Here is an 18,072-nt window from a genome sequence, read left to right on the forward strand (position 1 = left end):
GGCCGCTACAGTCGGCCGTATGAGGTACCTGACCGCCGGGGAGTCACACGGGCCGCAGCTGACGGCCATCATCGAGGGACTGCCCTCCCAGCTTCCGCTCGGCAAAGCCGACATCGACCCGTGGCTGCGCCGGCGCCAGGGCGGGTACGGCCGCGGGCGACGCATGGTGATCGAGACGGACGAGGCACAGGTCCTCTCGGGGGTGCGGGCGGGCCGCACGACCGGCGCGCCGGTCACGCTGGTGATCGAGAACCGCGACCACCGCAACTGGACGGAGATCATGAGCCCGGAACCGGGCGGCGAGCCGCGCAAGAAGGCCCTGACAGATGCCCGGCCCGGGCACGCGGACCTGACCGGCGGAATCAAGTACCGCCATAAGGATCTGCGCGACGTGCTGGAGCGGGCCAGCGCCCGGGAGACGGCCGCACGGGTCGCGGTGGGCAGCGTGGCCCTGAAGCTACTGTCGGAGCTGGGCGTGGAGGGCGCAAACTTCGTGTCCAGCCTGGGCGGCATCGAGACGCGGGAGGCGTTCTCCTGGGACGCGCTGGACGCCATCGAGGCGTCGGACCTGCGCACACCGGATGCGGACGCAGCCGCGCAGATGCGCGAGCGGATCGATCAGGCGAAACGGGACGGGGACACGCTGGGCGGGATCCTGGAGGTGCGCTTCCGGGGCCTGCCGGTGGGCCTGGGCAGTTTCGTGCACGCGGACCGCAAGCTGGACGGGCGGATCGCGGCGGCGGTGCTGAGCGTGCAGGCGATGAAGGGCGTGGAGATCGGCCGGGCCTTCGAGAACGCCGTGAAGCCGGGCAGCGGCGTGCACGACGCGGTGCACTACCGGGAGGGCACGTACGCGCGGGACACGAACGGAGCGGGCGGCCTGGAGGGCGGCATGACGAACGGGGAGGACCTGATCGTGCGGGTCGCGATGAAACCCATCGCCACGCTGATGAAGCCGCTGCCGACCGTGAACGTGGTCACGCACGAGGCCAGCGATGCCGCGCGGGAACGCAGCGACACCACCGCCGTGCCGGCGGCCGGCGTGATCCTGCAGTGCGTGATCGGGTGGGTGCTGGCCGAGGCGATGCTGGAGAAGTTCGGCGGGGACACCCTGCCGGAGTTGCAGGAGCGGGTGGCGGCGGCGCGGGCGTACGCGCACGCGTACTGAAGGTCCGTGGAGTCCGGCGCGCCGGAGGGCGCATCCCTAAGTCCAGCCATAAGCCCCGCTGACCTGTTCGCGGGATGGGGCTGCCGTACACTGTCCCCCATGTTCACGGGCCTCATCGAACGGCCGGTCACGTGGGTGGCCCTGGCGGGGTTCATGGGAACCGGGAAAAGCCGCATCGGCTGGGAGCTGTCCCGGGCGCTGGCGCTGCATTTCGTGGACACCGACAAGCTGATCACGCGGGTGGTCGGCAAGAGCATCCCCGAGGTCTTCGCGCAGGAAGGCGAGGCGTTCTTCCGCGCCTGCGAGCGCGAGGTGGTGGGCCGCGTCACCCGGCTGGACCACGCGGTGATCAGCCTGGGCGGCGGGACCTTCATTCACGAGGAGAACCGCCGGGTGCTGCTGGAACGCGGGCCGGTGGTGGTGCTGTGGGCCAGCCCGGAAACGGTGTACCAGCGCACCCGGCACAGCGAGCGGCCCCTGCTGCGCACCGAGGACCCCCTGGAGCGCATCCGGACGCTGATGGACGAGCGCGAGCCGGTGTACCGGCAGGGCACCATTCACGTGCACAGCGACGGCCGGCCCAGCGAGGAACTGGTAGAGGAGATCATTGAGCGGCTGTGGTCGTGGAGTGACGTGCACCGCGCGTGGCCGGCGGAGGACACCGATCGGCCCGCGGAGGGCGTGCTGGTCGGGGACCGTGCGCCGGATTGAGGTCGGGGGGGGCGCGGCACCCTACGCGGTGGAGGTGGGGCCCGGGCTGCTGGGGGGGCTGCGGGTGCCGGAGCGGCAGGTCGCGCTGATCCACCCGGAGGATCTGCCGGCCGTGTGGGTGGCGCAGGCGCAGGCGAGCCTGAACCCGGTCGTGACGGTATCCGTGCCCGCGCGGGACGAGTGCAAGACCCTGGAGGTGTACGCCGGGGTGCTGTCGGCGCTGGCCGCGGTGAACCTGCCACGGGACGGCGCGGTGGTGGGCGTGGGCGGCGGGGCGGCCACCGACCTGGCCGGGTTCGTCGCGGCCAGTTACCTGAGGGGCGTGGCGTACTACTCTGCCCCGACCACGCTGCTGGGCATGGTGGACGCGGCGGTGGGCGGCAAGACCGGCGTGAACCTGCCGGAAGGCAAGAACCTGGTGGGCGCCTTCTGGCCGCCCCGGGCGGTGTGGTGCGACGTGGCGACGCTGGGTACGCTGCCGCCCGCGGTGTTCCGTGAGGGGGCGGCGGAGGCCTTCAAGCACGGTCTGATCTCCGATCCGGGCCTGATGGCTCGGGTGCTGTCCCCGGACTTCCGGCCGGACGGTCCCGGCCTGGAGGACACGGTGGCCGACGCCATCGCCGTGAAGGCGGGCGTGGTGACCCGCGACCTGTTCGAGCGGGGGGAGCGGGCCTTCCTGAATTTCGGGCACACGCTGGCGCACGCGTTGGAAGCGGTCACGCACCACGCGGTCCCGCACGGGGAGGCGGTGGGGTACGGCATGCACTACGCCGCGCGGCTGTCCCGGGCGCTGGGCGGTGAGGACCTGACCGGTCACACCCGCGCCTTCCTTGAGTGGCAGCGGCCCTCTCCCCTGCCGGCCCTGGAGTTCGGGGACCTGGCGCCCTTCATGGCGCGGGACAAGAAGGCCGATTCGGACGGCGTGCGCTTCGTGCTGCTGCCCGCGCTGGCGGCGCCGGAACTGGCGCGCGTGCCGGAGACCGTGCTGCGCGCCGAGTACCTGGGGTTCCAGGCGGACCTGGGGGCGCTGGGGCTGCTGCGCTGACGATCCGCCCGGCACTTGCTACGCTGGGCGCATGCTGCTCGTCCTGAACGGCCCGAACCTCAATCGCCTCGGCCGGCGTGAACCGGGCGTGTACGGCTCTCAGACCCTGGAGGACCTGGAACGCCAGTGCGAGGCGTGGGGGGCGGAACTCGGGGAGAGCGTCACCTGCCGCCAGAGCAACTACGAGGGCCAGCTCATCGACTGGATTCACGAGGCCGAGGAACAGGGCTACGACGGCATCGTCCTGAACCCGGGGGCGCTGACGCACAGCAGTTACGCGCTGCGGGACGCGATTGCCTCGCAGCCGCTGCCGGTCGTTGAGGTGCACATCAGCAACGTGGACGCCCGCGAGGCGTTCCGGCACGTCAGCCTGACCGCGCCGGTGTGCCGGGGCAAGATCAGCGGCCTGGGGTTCCTGGGCTACCGGCTGGCGATGGAGGCCCTGACCGAAAGCGCGTCCTGACATGACAAGCCGCGCACTCTGCCGGCGGGGTGCCTTCAGCCCTCCCAGCTTCTGAAAAAGCGCGACGCCCCATTTGGGGCGTCGCGGGTGCAGTGATTCTCAGGCGCTGGCGGGCGCTTCGGGGGACTCGGGGGCTGCGGCCGGAGCGGCCTGCTCGCCCTTGTCGGCGGCCTTGCTGCTCTGGTCGGCGGCCTCCTCGGCGCGTTCCTTCTTGGTCACGCCGGGTTTGGGGGCCATGATCATGTTCATGTCCATGCCCATCATGCTGGGCATCCCTTCGGGTGTGCCGATCTCGGCGAGGGCCTCGGCGACGCGGACCAGGATGCGCTCCCCGAGTTCGGGGTGGGTGCGTTCACGGCCGCGGAACATGATGGTGACCTTGACCTTGTGGCCGTCCTGCAGGAAGCGGCGGACGTGGCCGGTCTTCGTGTTGAAGTCGTGGTCGTCGATCTTCACGCGGAACTTGATGGCCTTGACTTCCGTGTGACGCGCGCGCTTGCGGGTCTCCTTTTCGTTCTGCTGCTGTTCGTAGCGGAACCGGCCATAGTCGAGCAGGCGGCAGACGGGCGGGACGGCCTGCGGGCTGACCATCACGAGGTCCAGGCCTTTCTCGCGGGCCATCTGCATGGCGTCGCGGGTGTCGATGATCCCGATCTGCTCCCCTTCGTCGCCGATCAGTCGGATCTGGCGCACGCGAATCTGCTCGTTGACCTTGTGTTCTTTCGCTATGTTCATCACCTCCGCCGCGCCCGGCGCACGCTGGCGCCCGGGCGGCGCCCCTCCGGCCACGGCCCCGTGCGGGGGGCGGTTTCGGGGCAAGTACCGCCGAGTTTACCACGCCGCACTCCCGCCCCGCTGACGGCGCCGCCGGACACCGGCGCGGGTCTGGCATGCTGGGGGGATGACAGGCACGGGCGACGCGGGGCAGGCGGTGGTCGAGCGGCGGTTCGGGCCCTGGGAGGCCCGGGACGTGGACCGGGAGGTGCTGCTCACCGACGGGCTGGGCGGGTTCTCGCTGGGAAGCCTGGCGGGCGTGCCGACCCGCTGTTACGGCGCGCTGAACGCCAGCCGGCGGCCGCCCGTGGACCGTTTCGCGCATCTGGTGGCGCCGCTGGAGGAACTGAGCGCGGCAGGGGGCGGAGAGGTGGCGCTGCACGCGCTGGAGGTCGCGCCGGACGCGTTCGAGGGCCGGGGGCTGGATCTGCTGGCCGGGGTGACGCTGCGGGACCTGCTGCCGGAACGCGAGCAGCTGTGGCGGGGCGTGCGGGTGACGCGCCGGGCGTTCATGCCACCCGGTTCAGGCACGGTCGTGTACCTGTACGACATCGAGGCCCGGGAGGCGGTCACCCTGACGCTGGGCGGGTTCTTCGTGGACCGGGACATGCATGACCTTCACCGCGGCGTCCCGGACCTGCGCGTGCAGGTGCAGGGGCGGCGGGCGGCCGTGACCGGGGGCCGGGGCACGCGGGTGCGGGTGGTGGCGCCGGACGCGGCCGTGCAGCCGCTGGAGGCCGCGCCCTTCCCGCAGCGGGTGTACTACCGCTATGACCGGGCGCGTGGCGAGCCGGACACCGAGACGGTGCTGGGCGCGCGGCTGTGGCAGGTGCAGGTGCCGGCGGGCGGCGCGCGGGTGGCGCTGGTGGTGTCGGCCGGCCTGGAGGGCCCGGACGTGCTGGACCCCTGGGCGGCGTACGCGCAGGAGACCGCGCGGCGCCGGGCGCTGGTGGAAGGCGCCTGGGCGGCCTCCGGCGTGCGGGACGAGGTGGTGGCGACCCTGGCGGTCGCGGCGGACGCGTACCTGGTGCAGCGGGCGCAGCCGCCGGGCCGCAGCGTGATCGCGGGATACCCCTGGTTCGCGGACTGGGGCCGGGACGCGATGATCTCCCTGACGGGCCTGACCCTGCTCACCGGCCGCGCCGCGGACGCGCGGAGCCTGCTGGGCACGTTCCTGCAGGCGCTGCGGCGGGGCCTGACGCCGAACAACTTCCACGAGGACGGCGGGGGCGCCGGGTACAACACGGTGGACGGCGCGTTGTGGCTGGTGGTGGCGCTGGAACGCTACGTGGCGCTCACCGGGGACCTGGGGTTCGCGCGGGAGGCGCTGCCGCAGGTGCGGGAGTTGCTGCGCTGGCACCTGGACGGCACGGACCACGGCATCCGCGCGGACCGGGAGGACGGGCTGCTGTGGTCGGGTGAGGCGGGCGTGCAGCTGACCTGGATGGACGTGAAGATTCACGACTGGGTGGTCACGCCCCGCAGCGGGAAGCCGGTGGAGATCCAGGCGCTGTGGCTGGGGGCTCTGGCGGCCGAGGAGAGGCTCTCGGAGGGGCTGGGTCAGGTGCCGGCCTGCTCGGCGGCGCTGGCGCGGGCGCGCGGGCAGTTCGGGAAGCTGTGGCGCGGCGAGCAGTTCGCGGACTTCCTGACGGAGGCGGGCGGCGCGGACCTGAGTGTGCGGCCGAACGTGGCGCTGGCGCTGGCGCTGCCGGACACGCCCGTCTCGGGGGTGCAGCTGGACCTGACACTGCGCCTGATCGAGTCGCAGCTGCTCACGCCGGTGGGCCTGCACACGCTGTCCCCGCTGGACGCGCGGTACCTGGGGAACTACGGCGGGGTGCGGGTGCAGCGGGACGCGGCGTACCACCAGGGCACGGTGTGGGCGTGGCCGCTGGCGTCGTATGTGGACCTGCTGCTGCGTGGGGGGGAGGTCGCGCGGGCCCGCGCGGCGCTGTCCGGGCTGTCCGGCCACCTCTGGGAGGCGGGGGTGGGGCACGTCTCGGAAGTGTTCAGCGGGGACAGCCTGCGGCCCGGGGGGTGCCCCTTCCAGGCGTGGAGCGTGGCGGAGTTCCTGCGCGCACACGTGCTGGTGGCGCAGGCCGAGAGCCGCGCGGGGGCCGCAGGGCCGGGCCCGACCTGAACCGGACCGGGCCGGGGAAGTGTCCGGCCCAGGCGGCCTTCTTCCCTTGACGTCAAACGGACACGAACCCTAGCATCCGGTCATGCCGTCCACCATGCCTCCCCTGCCCGCCGACGCCCTGGTCGTGGGCCTGGCCGTGGACGTCGCCGCCTTCGCCATTCACGACGGCGAACTCCGGGTCCTGCTCGTCCAGCGCGGCGAGGGCCCGCACCTGCGCGCCTGGGCCCTGCCCGGCGGCCTCGTGCACCCCGGAGAGGAACTCGCCCAGGCGTCCCTGCGCGTCCTGCACGACGAGACCAGCATGGACCTGGAACCCCGCCACCTGGAACAGCTGCACACCTTCGCGGAGGTCGGGCGGGACCCGCGCGGGCGAGTGGTGAGCGTGGCGCACCTCGCGGTCCTGCCGCACGGCACCGTGGCCGTGCAGGGCGGCAACGAGGTGCTGGGCGCGGAGTGGCTCAGCGCGCACAACCCGCCACCCCTGGCCTTCGACCACGCCGACATCCTGGCGCACGCGCTGGCGCGGCTGCAGGTGCGGCTGGAATACGCGAACCTGGCGCTGGAGTTCCTGCCGGAAGCCTTCACCCTGCCGGAGTTGCAGGGCGTGTACGAGGCGATCCTGAACCGTCAGCTCGACAAGCGGAACTTCCGCAAGAAGCTGCTCGCGCAGGGCGTCCTGACCCCCAGCGGGGAGCGGCGGTCCGGTGTGGGGCGCCCCGCGCAGCTGTACCGCCGCGCGAAACACGCCCGCACCGCCGCGCTGTAACCGCGCCCGGTCTCCGGCTCAGCCGGCGGTGACGGTGTGCCGGCGGGGCGTCAGGCCGCGTTCGCGCACCAGGGCCCGCACTTCCTGGCAGCGGCAGCCGCGGTAGGTGCACAGCAGGCCCTCCGGGTCGTGCTGCAGGAACCGCACCGTGGTGTCCACCAGGTCCCGCACGCGGTACAGCCGCAGCAGGGCGCTGCCCACGGTGACGCGGCGGTCGCGGCCGTGCAGCCACGGCAGCAGGTTGTCGAAGTCCGCCGAGCAGTTCGGGAAGGCAGTGGGCAGCACCTGCCCCTCCAGCGGCACGTACCGCGTGAGGTTCGGCACGCCCGCCACGTGCTCGCCGTAATGAATGGTGGTGTTGCTGCCGAAGTCCACGCCCATCAGCAGCGCGTACCCGTCCAGGTCGTACAGCGCCCCGACCGGCTGGTAGGGGCTGTCCAGCGTCTGCGCGGCCGTGATGGGCGCCGCCTGCGCGCCCAGGGCGATGAAGCTCAGCGTGGGGTGAAAGGACCGCAGCGCCTCGGGGCGCTCCACGAGGTCCTGCGGCACCCGCCCGATGTCCCGGCTCACGCGGCTGAGCCGGTGAAACGAGGACCGCGGCGTGGCGGTGGGCCGGGTGAGCAGGGTGTCGTAGGTGAAGGCCGGGGCGACCACCGTCCGGCAGCGCCGCGCCAGGGCGTCCACCAGGGCCGGGGCGCCGCCCTCCACCGTACCGAAGGCCCGGAGACTGGCGTGCACGATCACGTCCTGCGTTCCGTCCAGCCCCAGCCCGCTCAGCCCCTCGTCCAGATCCCGGGCCGTCACGGTCGGCTTGCGCAGCAGGTTCAACACGCCCGCAGCATAACCCTGAAGCCGCCCGCCCATCGGAACGGGCAGGCGGCTTCAGCTTGATTCGTGGGCTCAGGAGCAGATGCTCATTTCACGAACAGCATCTGGCGGTAGGTGGGCAGCGGCCAGTGCTTCTGGCTCACGATGCGTTCCAGGCGGTCGGCGGCGGCGCGGACCTGCTGCATGGCGGGAAGCACGTGGTCGCGCATGTGGTGGGCTTTTTCGTGCACCTCGTCGCCGCCCAGGGCCTCGTTCTGCTGGCGGAGTTCCTGCAGGGCGTCGTACAGGGTATCGCTGAGCTGCACGAGTTCCTTGGTGGTGCCGGTCGCGGCCTTGCTCTTGACCTCCACCTCGCCGAGTTCCGCGAGGTAGCTGAACGCGGCGGGCAGGATGGCGGTCTGCGCCATGTACTCGGTGGTTTCACCCTCGATGTTCACGGTCTTGAAGTAGATGTCGTACATGATTTCCTGGCGGGCAGCCAGTTCGCGTTCGTTCAGCACGCCGAAGTCACCGAAGAGCTTGAGGTTTTTCGGGCTGACGAGGGTTTCCACGGCGTCCAGGGTGGTGCGCAGGTTCAGCAGCCCCCGTTTCTTCTCGGCTTCCTCGTGCCAGTCGGTGCTGTAGCCGTCGCCGTTGAACACGATCCGCTGGTATTTCTTGTAGGTGTCCTTGACGACGTCCGTCACGGCCTGTTCCAGCGTGGCGCCCTTCTTGCCCAGGCGCTTTTGCAGGTCGGCGGTGAGCTGCGTGATGGCGTCGGCGGCGATCACGTTCAGCACCGTGATGGGGAAGGAGATGCTCTGGGAGGAACCCACGGCGCGGAACTCGAACTTGTTGCCGGTGAACGCGAAGGGGCTGGTGCGGTTGCGGTCGCCGGCGTGCACGGGGATTTCCGGCAGGACGCTGCTGCCCAGGCCCATCAGGCCGGTCTGCTTGCCGCGGCCGCCCTTGCCGCTCACGATCCGCTCGAAGATGTCGGTCAGTTCGCTGCCCAGGAAGATGCTGAGAATCGCGGGGGGCGCCTCGTTCGCGCCGAGGCGGTGGTCGTTGCTGGCGCTGGCCACGCAGGTGCGCAGCAGGTCCTGGTGGTCGTCCACGGCCTTGATGACGGCGGCGGCGAAGAACAGGAACTGCATGTTCTCATGGGGGGTGTCGCCCGGGTCGAGCAGGTTCTCGCCCGCGTCGGTGGCCATGCTCCAGTTGCAGTGCTTGCCGGAGCCGTTCACGCCCGCGAAGGGTTTTTCGTGCATCAGGCACACCAGGCCGTACTTGCGGGCAGTGGTGCGCAGGACCTGCATGATCAGCTGCTGGTGGTCGGCGGCGATGTTGCTGTGCTCGAAGATGGGCGCGATCTCGAACTGGCCGGGCGCAACCTCGTTGTGGCGGGTCTTGACGGGGATGCCCAGGGCGTACAGCTGCATCTCGGCGTCGGTCATGAAGCTCAGCACCCGGTCGGGAATCGCGCCGAAGTAGTGGTCCTCGAGTTCCTGCCCGCGGGGGGGTTTGGCACCGAAGAGGGTGCGGCCGGTCATGACCAGGTCGGGGCGGCGGTAGTAGTACTCCTCGGCGATCAGGAAGTACTCCTGTTCGGCGCCCAGGCTGCTGCTCACGCGGGTGCCCTCGCTGGCGCCGAAGAGTTCCAGGGCGGGCGTGACGGCCTTGTTCAGCGCCTCGATGGACCGCAGCAGCGGAATCTTGAGGTCCAGCGCCTCACCGGTCCAGGAGGCGAACACGCTGGGGATGCACAGGGTGGCGCCGTTGGCGTGCCGGATGATGAACGCGGGGCTGCTGGGGTCCCAGGCGGTGTAGCCGCGCGCCTCGAAGGTGGCGCGCAGGCCGCCGGAGGGGAAGCTGCTGGCGTCCGGTTCGGCCTGGATGAGTTCCTTGCCGGAGAAGGACATGATGGCCACGCCGTCCCCGGCGGGGTTCAGGAAGCTGTCGTGCTTCTCGGCGGTGGAGCCGGTGAGCGGCTGGAACCAGTGGGTGTAGTGCGTGGCGCCTTTCTCCATCGCCCAGGTTTTCATGGCCAACGCCACGGTGTCGGCGATGCTGCTGTCCAGCGTCTCGCCGCGTTCCACGGTCGCCTGGAGTTTGCGGTAGTCGGGTTTGCTCAGGCGGGCCTTGAGCTGATCCAGGGTCAGGACGTCGCTGGCGAACAGGCTGTTCACGAGTTCGCTGGGTGTGGCGGTCTGCTGGGCGTCCACGCGCCAGTTGCGGGCGGCGGAGTTGACGTCGAAATCCTGGTTCATCGGGGTCTCCTGAAGGGGAAGGGGGCCATGGTCCGGGCGCGGGGCGCGCGCCTGCTGTCAGCTGACTATAGGCGCGCCCTGTCCGGGACCGCAATGCAGATTTGGACAAGCTGCACCGATTTACCCTCTCGCCGGACGTCATGGCCGGACACTCTGCATTTTGTTCCGTTTTTTCCGAACGCTTTTCCAGTCTGGCCTGTACACTGTGAGGACTTGCCCGCCCTGGCTCCCCGCCCGTTCCTGGAGGTTTCCGTTTCATGTCCACCCTGCCGCCCGTCCCGACCGCCGAAGCCCTGCTGAACACCATGCGCGAGCAGGACGTGAAGTTCCTGCGCATGCAGTTCACGGACATCCTGGGCACCACCAAGAACGTTGAGGTGCCCGAACGGCAGTTCGAGAAGGCCCTGCGGGGCGACGTGACCTTCGACGGCAGCGCCATCGAGGGCTTCACGCGGGTGGAGGAATCCGACATGCTGCTGCGCCCGGACCTCTCCACCTTCGCGGTGTACCCGCAGTTCTCCCGCGACCCGCGGGATCCGGACGACCGCGGCCGGGTGGCGCGACTGATCTGCGACGTGACGCTGCCGGACGGCACGCCGTTCGAGGGGGACCCCCGACAGGTGCTGCGCCGGCAGGTGGACCGGGCCAGGGCCCTGGGCTTCGAGATGTTCGTGGGCACCGAGCCGGAGTTCTTTCTGTTCGAGCGCACCCCGGACGGGCGGGGCACCACGGTCACGCACGACAAGGCCGGGTACTTCGATCTGGCGCCCATCGACCAGGGCGAGCGGGTGCGTCGGGACATCGTGAACAAGCTGCTCGCCATGGGCTTCGACATCGAGGCGGCGCACCATGAGGTCGCGCCGGGGCAGCAGGAGATCGACTTCCGGTACGCCCCGGCGCTGGAAACCGCCGACCGGATCGCGACCTTCAAGTTCGTGGTCAAGCGCGTGGCGCTGGAGCACGGCCTGCTGGCGAGCTTCCTGCCCAAGCCGATCGCGGGCGTGTCGGGCAGCGGCATGCACTGTCACCTGAGCCTGTTCCGGGATGGCGTGAATGCCTTCGCCGATCCGGAGGGGGAGCACGGCCTGTCCCGGGCGGGCCTGCAGTTCATCGCGGGCCTGCTGGAGCACGCCGAGGGCATGACGGCCGTGACGAACCCCCTCGTGAACAGCTACAAGCGGCTCGTGCCGGGCTTCGAGGCGCCGGTGAACGTGGCCTGGAGCACCAGCAATCGCTCGGCTCTGGTCCGCATTCCCGCCAAACGCGGCGCGAGCACCCGCGCGGAACTGCGCATGCCGGACGCGAGCTGCAACCCCTACCTGGCGCTGGCGGTGATTCTGGCCTCCGGGCTGGACGGCATCGAACAGGATCTGGAGCCGCCGCCCGCCATTCAGCGCAACATCTTCAAGATGACCGTGCGCGAGAAGCGGCATCACCGGGTGCGTGAACTGCCCACTGATCTGCGTGAGGCGGTGGACGAACTGGAGAAGGACGGCGTGGTGGCTGCGGCCCTGGGCGAGCACGTGCTGACGCACTTCGTGCGGGCCAAGCGCGCCGAGTGGCAGGAGTACAGCCAGACGATTCACGCCTGGGAACTGGACCGCTATCTGGACCTGGTCTAGGGGGCAGTTTCGGGCCGGGCCGCTTGCGCCGAAGGCGGAAAAGTTCACGACATGCACCTTCACGTTCAGGGGGTGCACAACTTTATTGCTTAAGAAGTCTACTCCTGGGCAATCACGCTCGGCTCTACCGGAGGGGGGTCCCGGATCGTTGCGTCCAGAAAGGTGAAGTTTGCATTGACTTCAGCTAAAGGGCTGCCTACAATCTGCGCATCTCAACACCAGCGGAGCGGGTCAAGTGACCCCGCCTCGTTTCATATCCGGAGGACTCATGAAGAAAAGCGCCCTCAGTCTCGCCATCATCGCCGCCCTCAGCCTGGGCAGCGCCAACGCTGCGACGGTCATCAAGATCGCCAGCCTGAGCCCCCTGTCCGGCGGTCAGAGCGACCTCGGCACCCAGATCAAGAACGGCGCCCAGCTCGCCGTCAACGAGTACAAGGCCCAGTTCGCCAAACTCGGCTTCGACCTGCAGCTCGTCGGCTACGACGACCAGGCTGACCCCGCCACCGGCACCGCCGCCGCGCGCAAGATCGCCGCGGACCGCAGCATCCTCGCGGTCGTCGGCACCCTGAACAGCGGCGTCGCCATCCCCAGCAGCGAGGCCCTCAAGGCCGCCCGCGTCGCCATGGTCTCCCCCGCCAACACCGCCAACCAGGTCACCGACCGCGGCCTGGCGAACATGAACCGCATCGTCGCCCGTGACGACGCGCAGGGCCCCGCCGGCGCCAACTTCATCCAGGGTACCCTGAAAGCCAAGAAGGTCTACGTCCTGAACGACAAGACCGCCTACGGCGAAGGTCTGGCCAAGGAAGTCGAGAAGGCGCTGAAGGCCAAGGGCGTGGCCGTGGCCGCGAACGAAGGCACCGAGGAGAAGAGCGACTTCTCCAGCATCATCGCCAAGATCAAGCTGCAGAACCCCGACGCCATCTACTTCGGCGGGATTTACAACCAGGTGGGCGTGTTCGTCAAGCAGCTGCGTGAAGCGGGCATCAACACCCCCGTCGTCGGCGGGGACGGCCTGGACAGCAGCGAGCTGGCCACCATCGCCGGCGCCGGCGCGAACAACATCTACTTCACCACCGTGGCCGCCCCCATCGAGGCGCTCCCGGCCGCCAAGACCTTCGCCGCGAACTACCAGAAGGCCTTCGGCAAACCCGCTCAGGGCTTCGGCGCCTTCGGCTACGACGCCGCCAAGGTCGTGCTCCAGGGCGTCCTGAAGGCCGTCCAGACCAACAAGAACAAGCTCCCCACCCGCACCCAGGTGGAAACCGCGATCCGCAAGGGCAGCTTCACGGGCCTGCTCTCCGGCAACGTGAGCTTCAACAGCGTCGGCGACCGCAAGGCCGCGACCCTGTACGTGATGAACGTCACGGGCGGCAAGTACAAGCTGTCCACCAGCGTCGCCGTCAAGCCCGCCAAGCAGTAAGGGGTTCGGGGGTCATGCCCCCGATCAACGCAGTGAGAGGGCCGGGCCACTTCCCGGTCCTCTCCTTTCCTTTGCCGTCCCGCGCCCTGAGCCGGCCAACCATCTCGGACATTGCCGGGTTCTGGCGCAGCCGCCCAGACAGTGACGGTCCAGACAATCCACATTTCCCTAGAATTAGGGCTGTCTACCCTATCTCCCGCCCGCCACGGGCCGCGCCGCCGGCGCGCCCTCCCTGGCCCAGGCCGACCCATTGCATTTTTCACCCCGCTTCCCCGGCCTGAACGCCTCACTTCTCCCGGACAGCTCCCGGCTGTCCCCGCTGGCCCCCGGCCCGACGCCCTTATTTCGCCCTCCCCTGAAACACCGGAAAGGAGTTGAGTTTTTTGGATCTTGCCACCCTGTTGCCGTTCCTGGTGAACGTGATCGCAGGCGGCCTCGTGCTGGGGTTCGTGTACGCCATCATCGCCCTGGGGTACACCATGGTGTACGGCGTGCTGCAACTCATCAACTTCGCGCACAGTGAGGTCTTCGTGACCGGCGCCGTCGTGGGGTTCGAGGTCTTCCGCGTCCTGAGCCCCACCGGCATGAACGGCTACCTGCAACTCCTGATCGCGCTGCTGGCCGCCATGCTCGTTTCCGGGCTGCTGAACGTGCTGATCGAACGCCTCGCGTACCGCCCGCTGCGCAATGCCCCCAGGCTGGTGCCGCTGATCACCGCCATCGGCGTGTCCCTGATCCTCCAGGACGTCCTGCGCGTCATCGAGGGCTTCCAGGGCCGCTTCGACCTGACCTACCAGCTGCCCGCCGCGTTCGGCACGAAGTTCTGCGCGACCGGCAGCAGTTGCGCCGCGCTGGGCGACGTCCTGCGCCGCATCGGTCTGGACCTGCAGCTCAAGGACGTCATCGTGATCGTGGTGTCGCTGCTGAGCCTGGCCTTCCTGAACTACATCGTGAACCACACCCGCATGGGCAAGGCCATCCGCGCCACCGCGCAGGACCGCGTCACCGCGGGCCTGATGGGCATCGACAGTGACCGCATGATCAGCGCCACCTTCCTGATCGGCGGGGCGCTGGGCGGCATCAGTGGCGTGCTGTTCGGCATGAAGTTCGGCACGGTCAACGCCTACAGCGGCTTCGAGCCGGGCATCGTGGCCTTCACCGCCGCCGTGCTGGGCGGCATCGGCAGTATTCCCGGCGCGGTCCTGGGGGGCCTGGCGCTGGGCGTGATCCAGAACCTGATCGGCGGGGCGTTCAGCGTCCTGGGCGGCCTGATGGGCAGCGCGAACGTGGAGAGCATCGACGCGTCCTACCAGCGCATCGGGGCGTTCATCGTGCTGGTGCTGATCCTGATCTTCAAACCGACCGGCCTGCTCGGCAAGAGCAACGTGGAGAAGGTATGACCACCACTTCTGCCACCTCGACCGGCCCGGCCGCCCTGCGCCGCCGGAACACCCAGCCCGACCGCACCATCCTGCTCGTGCTGTTCTTCCTGATCACCAGCGCGGCCCTGCTCGTCTCGCACAACGGCGAACTGCTCGGGCAGCTGGGCGCGCTGGGCACCGTGCTGAAAAACCCCATCGTGGAAGCGTTCATGGTGAGCCTGTTCCTCGCCAACGTGCTGTTCGCGTACCTGTGGCGCGCCGCACCCTGGGCCAAGGCCCTGGTGGGCGTGGGCAGCCTGCTGTTCGTGCTGCCCTACGCCGGGAAGGAAGACGGCAGCCTGCTCGACCTGAGCATCTCGATCATGATCTTCGCCGCACTGGCGCTCGGCCTGAACATCGTGGTCGGCCTGGCCGGCCTGCTCGACCTGGGGTACATCGCCTTCTTCGCCGTGGGCGCATACGTCTGGGGCGTGTTCGGCAGCAGCCGTCTGGGCGAGATCCTCAAGTACTTCGGCGAGAACCCCGGCGCCGCCGCCACGCCCAGCCTCGCGTTCGGGATCGTGCTCACCCTGGTCGGCGCGGCCCTCTTCCAGTGGCTGCGCCGCCCCGGCCGCGCCCCCACCGATGAAGGCACCAGCCTGCTGCAGGGCGCCGGTCTGGTCGCCGCGTCCCTGGTGGCGCTGGTGCTGGGGCGCGCGCTGTTCAACCAGGGCGAGAAGTCCTGGAGCACCGCCACCATGTGGATCGTGGCCCTGGGCCTGGTGCTGCCGCTGGTGGTGTACTTCATCCAGCGCCTGCGGGGCCGCCGGGTCCTGGCGAACCTGCACAACTACAAGCAGTTCCTGGCCGCACTGGCCGCCGTGATGGGCTTGGTGCTGATCACGCGGTCCATCGCCATCTTCGCCGCGCCGGGCGCGGCCAGCATCGCCTCGGGCATTAACCAGAACTTCTTCTGGCTGTTCCTGGCGCTGAGCATCATGGCGGCCGCGCTGGTCGGCGTGCTGATCGGCCTGCCGGTGCTGAAACTCAAGGGCGACTACCTCGCGATCATCACGCTGGGCCTGGGTGAAGTGATCCGCGTGCTCGCCAACAACCTGGACCTGTACACCGCCGGGTCACAGGGCATCAACGGCATCAAGAGCGCGTACGTGCCGTGGTTCGACGCGCTGTCCCGCGCGGTGGGCTTCACGGAAGACCAGTTCTACCTGGTGTTCCTGTACTTCCTGGTGCTGGTCATGATCGGCCTGATCCTGCTGGTGAACGTCCGCCTGGACAAGAGCCGCATCGGCCGGGCCTGGATCGCCATCCGTGACGACGAGGTCGCCGCGCAGGCCATGGGCGTGCCCCTCATGCAGACCAAACTGATCGCCTTCGCCACCGGCGCGAGCTTCGCCGGCGTGATGGGGATGATCTTCGCCGCGAAACAGGCCTTCGTCAGCCCGGAAAGCTTCATCCTGAACCAGAGCATCTCCGTGCTGAGCATGGTGATCCTGGGCGGCATGGGCTCCTTCCCTGGCGTGATCTTGGGCGCGGCCGTGGTGACCCTGCTGAACCTGCGCATCCTGCCGGGCATCGGCGAGGCCAGCGCCAACGTGCCCTGGATTCCCCAGCAGGCGAACCCGGGTCAGCTGCAGCGCCTGATCTTCGGCGCGATCCTGGTGGGCATGATGCTCCTGCGCCCCGAAGGGCTGCTGCCGAACAAGCGGCGCACGCTCGAACTGCACCAGGACGAGGTGGAAGGCGGCGTGAACGCCGACCAGGACGACGACAGTGCGCGCGGAGCCGGCGGCGACCTGGTGCGCGGCACCGGCGACGTGTACAGCGCGGGCCTGGAGTCCGTGAACGAAGACGAACGGGCAGGGGGCGCGAAGTGACCGCCAGCAACAGCAACATTCTAGACGTGCAGCACGTCACCAAGGAATTCGGCGGACTGACCGCCGTGAACGACGTGACCATGCAGATCCCCGCGCGCAGCATCGTGAGCGTCATCGGGCCGAACGGCGCGGGCAAGACCACCTTCTTCAACATGATCACCGGCATCTACACGCCCACGCGCGGCAGCATCCGCCTGGACGGGCAGGAACTCGTGGGCCTGCGCCCCGACGAGGTCACCACCGCCGGCATCGCCCGCACCTTCCAGAACATCCGCCTGTTCTCCACCATGAGCAGCGAGGAGAACATCATGGTGGGCCGCAACGCCCGCCTGAAAAGCGGCTTCATCGACGCCGTGCTGCGCACCCGCCGCTTCCACGAGTCCGAACGGGAAGCGCAGGACGCCGCGCGGGTCATGCTGGACTTCGTGGGCCTCAGCAAGTGGCGCAACGAACTGGCCACCAACCTCCCGTACGGCGACCAGCGCAAACTGGAGATCGCCCGCGCACTGGCCACCACCCCGAAACTGATCCTGCTGGACGAACCGGCCGCCGGCATGAACCCCCGCGAGACCGAGGACCTCAAGGCCCTGATCCGCCGCATCCGTGACGACCTGGGCGTGACGGTGTGCCTGATCGAGCACGACATGCGCCTGGTGATGACCCTGTCCGAACACATCACGGTGCTGGATTACGGCACCAAGATCAGCGAGGGCCTGCCCCACCAGGTCCGCAACGACCCGCGCGTGATGGAAGCGTACCTGGGGCGCGGCACGGCCGCCGGCGAGTACGGCAAGGAGGCCCGACTGTGACCGCCAGTGCACCGCAACCCGCCGCGCCCGCCACCGGCACCCGCATGCTGGACCTGCAGGACATCCACACGTACTACGGGCACATTCACGCGCTCAAGGGCGTGAGCATGCACATCAACCAGGGTGAGATCGTGGCCCTGATCGGCGGCAACGGCGCCGGGAAGACCACCACCCTGCGCACCGTGAGCGGCATGATGAAACCCCGCAGCGGCCAGCTCAGCTACCAGGGCGGCAGCATCGCCGGGGTGCCCGCGCACCGGATCATGCAGCAGGGCATCTCGCACGTGCCCGAGGGCCGCCGGATCTTCCCGCAGCTGACCGTGCGCGAGAACCTGGAGGTGGGCGCGTACACCGTGACCGACAAGGCCACCGTGGAGCAGCGCATCCAGGAGGGCTTCACCTTCTTCCCGCGCCTGAAAGAGCGCGAGAACCAGCTGGGCGGCACCATGTCCGGCGGGGAGCAGCAGATGCTCGCCATCGCCCGCGCGCTGATGGTGAACCCCAAGCTGCTGCTGCTGGACGAGCCGAGCATGGGCCTGTCGCCGCTGTTCGTGGAGGCGATCTTCGACATCATCGGGCTGCTCAACCGCGAGCGGGGCACGACCATCCTGCTGGTGGAGCAGAACGCGAACATGGCCCTGAGCATCGCGCACCGCGCGTACGTGCTGCAGACCGGCGAGATCAAGCTGAGCGGCAACGCGCAGGACATCGCGCAGGACGAGAGCGTGCGCAAGGCGTACCTCGGCGAGGACTGAGCGGCACAAGCAGTTCACAGGGCAGAGGGCCGGAATGGGAAAACCGTTCCGGCCCTGGCATTT

At 69.4% G+C, this 18,072-nt stretch carries 15 protein-coding genes; 12 read left to right on the plus strand and 3 right to left on the minus strand.

Annotated elements, in window-relative coordinates; genetic code table 11:
* Positions 1-19: 19 nt before the first annotated feature.
* The 4 genes from aroC to aroQ all read left to right on the plus strand — a co-directional run bounded on the left by aroC (position 20) and on the right by aroQ (position 3,387).
* Positions 20-1,168 (plus strand): chorismate synthase, encoded by a 1,149-nt coding sequence (aroC, locus tag DFI_RS09935; protein WP_027463000.1) that lies wholly within the window; start codon positions 20-22, stop codon positions 1,166-1,168.
* A gap of 99 nt (positions 1,169-1,267) precedes the next feature.
* On the plus strand, positions 1,268-1,879 hold the full coding sequence (locus tag DFI_RS09940; RefSeq protein ID WP_043778051.1) for a shikimate kinase: 612 nt from the start codon (positions 1,268-1,270) through the stop codon (positions 1,877-1,879).
* A complete protein-coding gene (aroB, locus tag DFI_RS09945; protein WP_043778053.1) occupies positions 1,866-2,924 on the plus strand; it encodes a 3-dehydroquinate synthase in 1,059 nt (352 codons plus the stop codon). Before DFI_RS09940 ends, aroB begins: the two co-directional genes overlap by 14 nt.
* Positions 2,925-2,955: 31 nt before the next feature.
* A complete protein-coding gene (gene aroQ / locus DFI_RS09950; RefSeq protein WP_022801444.1) occupies positions 2,956-3,387 on the plus strand; it encodes a type II 3-dehydroquinate dehydratase in 432 nt (143 codons plus the stop codon).
* Between the two features lie 99 nt (positions 3,388-3,486).
* On the opposite strand, the gene infC is transcribed toward aroQ, so the two are convergent.
* Complete coding sequence (gene infC, locus DFI_RS09955; RefSeq protein ID WP_027463002.1) at positions 3,487-4,125, minus strand: translation initiation factor IF-3; 639 nt, start codon at positions 4,123-4,125, stop codon at positions 3,487-3,489.
* Between the two features lie 163 nt (positions 4,126-4,288).
* On the opposite strand from infC, the gene DFI_RS09960 reads away from it, so the two are divergent.
* Both DFI_RS09960 and DFI_RS09965 read left to right on the plus strand, forming a co-directional pair.
* Positions 4,289-6,301 (plus strand): amylo-alpha-1,6-glucosidase, encoded by a 2,013-nt coding sequence (locus DFI_RS09960; protein ID WP_051307765.1) that lies wholly within the window; start codon positions 4,289-4,291, stop codon positions 6,299-6,301.
* A gap of 82 nt (positions 6,302-6,383) precedes the next feature.
* The gene (locus DFI_RS09965) at positions 6,384-7,067 is read left to right on the plus strand and encodes an NUDIX hydrolase (protein WP_022801441.1); all 684 of its coding nucleotides are present in this window, start codon (positions 6,384-6,386) and stop codon (positions 7,065-7,067) included.
* Positions 7,068-7,085: 18 nt separating this feature from the next.
* Here DFI_RS09965 and DFI_RS09970 read toward each other — a convergent pair whose 3' ends face one another.
* Both DFI_RS09970 and DFI_RS09975 read right to left on the minus strand, forming a co-directional pair.
* A complete protein-coding gene (locus tag DFI_RS09970; protein ID WP_027463004.1) occupies positions 7,086-7,898 on the minus strand; it encodes an AAC(3) family N-acetyltransferase in 813 nt (270 codons plus the stop codon).
* 83 nt (positions 7,899-7,981) lie between these two features.
* Complete coding sequence (locus tag DFI_RS09975) at positions 7,982-10,144, minus strand: glutamine synthetase III family protein (protein ID WP_027463005.1); 2,163 nt, start codon at positions 10,142-10,144, stop codon at positions 7,982-7,984.
* A 257-nt stretch (positions 10,145-10,401) separates the two neighbouring features.
* Between DFI_RS09975 and glnA the strand changes: the two genes are divergently transcribed.
* The 6 genes from glnA (at position 10,402) to DFI_RS10005 (ending at position 18,009) form a co-directional block, all read left to right on the plus strand.
* Positions 10,402-11,766 (plus strand): type I glutamate--ammonia ligase, encoded by a 1,365-nt coding sequence (gene glnA / locus DFI_RS09980; RefSeq protein ID WP_051307767.1) that lies wholly within the window; start codon positions 10,402-10,404, stop codon positions 11,764-11,766.
* 268 nt (positions 11,767-12,034) lie between these two features.
* Entirely contained in the window at positions 12,035-13,189 is a 1,155-nt protein-coding gene (locus DFI_RS09985; protein WP_022801437.1) for a branched-chain amino acid ABC transporter substrate-binding protein, read from the plus strand.
* 383 nt (positions 13,190-13,572) lie between these two features.
* Positions 13,573-14,589 carry a branched-chain amino acid ABC transporter permease gene (locus DFI_RS09990; protein WP_027463007.1) on the plus strand — a complete coding sequence of 339 codons (1,017 nt, stop codon included), beginning with the start codon at positions 13,573-13,575 and terminating at the stop codon, positions 14,587-14,589.
* Positions 14,586-16,445: a branched-chain amino acid ABC transporter permease gene (locus DFI_RS09995; RefSeq protein WP_051307768.1), complete on the plus strand. Its 1,860-nt coding sequence runs from the start codon at positions 14,586-14,588 to the stop codon at positions 16,443-16,445. Before DFI_RS09990 ends, DFI_RS09995 begins: the two co-directional genes overlap by 4 nt.
* Complete coding sequence (locus DFI_RS10000) at positions 16,442-17,254, plus strand: ABC transporter ATP-binding protein (RefSeq protein WP_027463009.1); 813 nt, start codon at positions 16,442-16,444, stop codon at positions 17,252-17,254. The genes DFI_RS09995 and DFI_RS10000 overlap by 4 nt, the downstream gene beginning before the upstream one ends.
* 44 nt (positions 17,255-17,298) lie before the next feature.
* A complete protein-coding gene (locus DFI_RS10005) occupies positions 17,299-18,009 on the plus strand; it encodes an ABC transporter ATP-binding protein (protein WP_027463010.1) in 711 nt (236 codons plus the stop codon).
* Positions 18,010-18,072 lie beyond the last annotated feature (63 nt).

Source organism: Deinococcus ficus (assembly GCF_003444775.1).
Taxonomy (GTDB): domain Bacteria; phylum Deinococcota; class Deinococci; order Deinococcales; family Deinococcaceae; genus Deinococcus; species Deinococcus ficus.

Excerpts from the sequence above, each read along its gene's own strand:
- aroC (WP_027463000.1), top strand. The coding sequence starts at position 20 with ATGAGGTACCTGACCGCCGGGGAGTCACACGGGCCGCAGCTGACGGCC.
- DFI_RS09940 (WP_043778051.1), top strand. The coding sequence starts at position 1,268 with ATGTTCACGGGCCTCATCGAACGGCCGGTCACGTGGGTGGCCCTGGCG.
- aroQ (WP_022801444.1), top strand. The coding sequence starts at position 2,956 with ATGCTGCTCGTCCTGAACGGCCCGAACCTCAATCGCCTCGGCCGGCGT.
- DFI_RS09960 (WP_051307765.1), top strand. The coding sequence starts at position 4,289 with ATGACAGGCACGGGCGACGCGGGGCAGGCGGTGGTCGAGCGGCGGTTC.
- DFI_RS09965 (WP_022801441.1), top strand. The coding sequence starts at position 6,384 with ATGCCGTCCACCATGCCTCCCCTGCCCGCCGACGCCCTGGTCGTGGGC.
- DFI_RS09975 (WP_027463005.1), bottom strand. The coding sequence starts at position 10,144 with ATGAACCAGGATTTCGACGTCAACTCCGCCGCCCGCAACTGGCGCGTG.
- glnA (WP_051307767.1), top strand. The coding sequence starts at position 10,402 with ATGTCCACCCTGCCGCCCGTCCCGACCGCCGAAGCCCTGCTGAACACC.
- DFI_RS09985 (WP_022801437.1), top strand. The coding sequence starts at position 12,035 with ATGAAGAAAAGCGCCCTCAGTCTCGCCATCATCGCCGCCCTCAGCCTG.
- DFI_RS09995 (WP_051307768.1), top strand. The coding sequence starts at position 14,586 with ATGACCACCACTTCTGCCACCTCGACCGGCCCGGCCGCCCTGCGCCGC.
- DFI_RS10005 (WP_027463010.1), top strand. The coding sequence starts at position 17,299 with ATGCTGGACCTGCAGGACATCCACACGTACTACGGGCACATTCACGCG.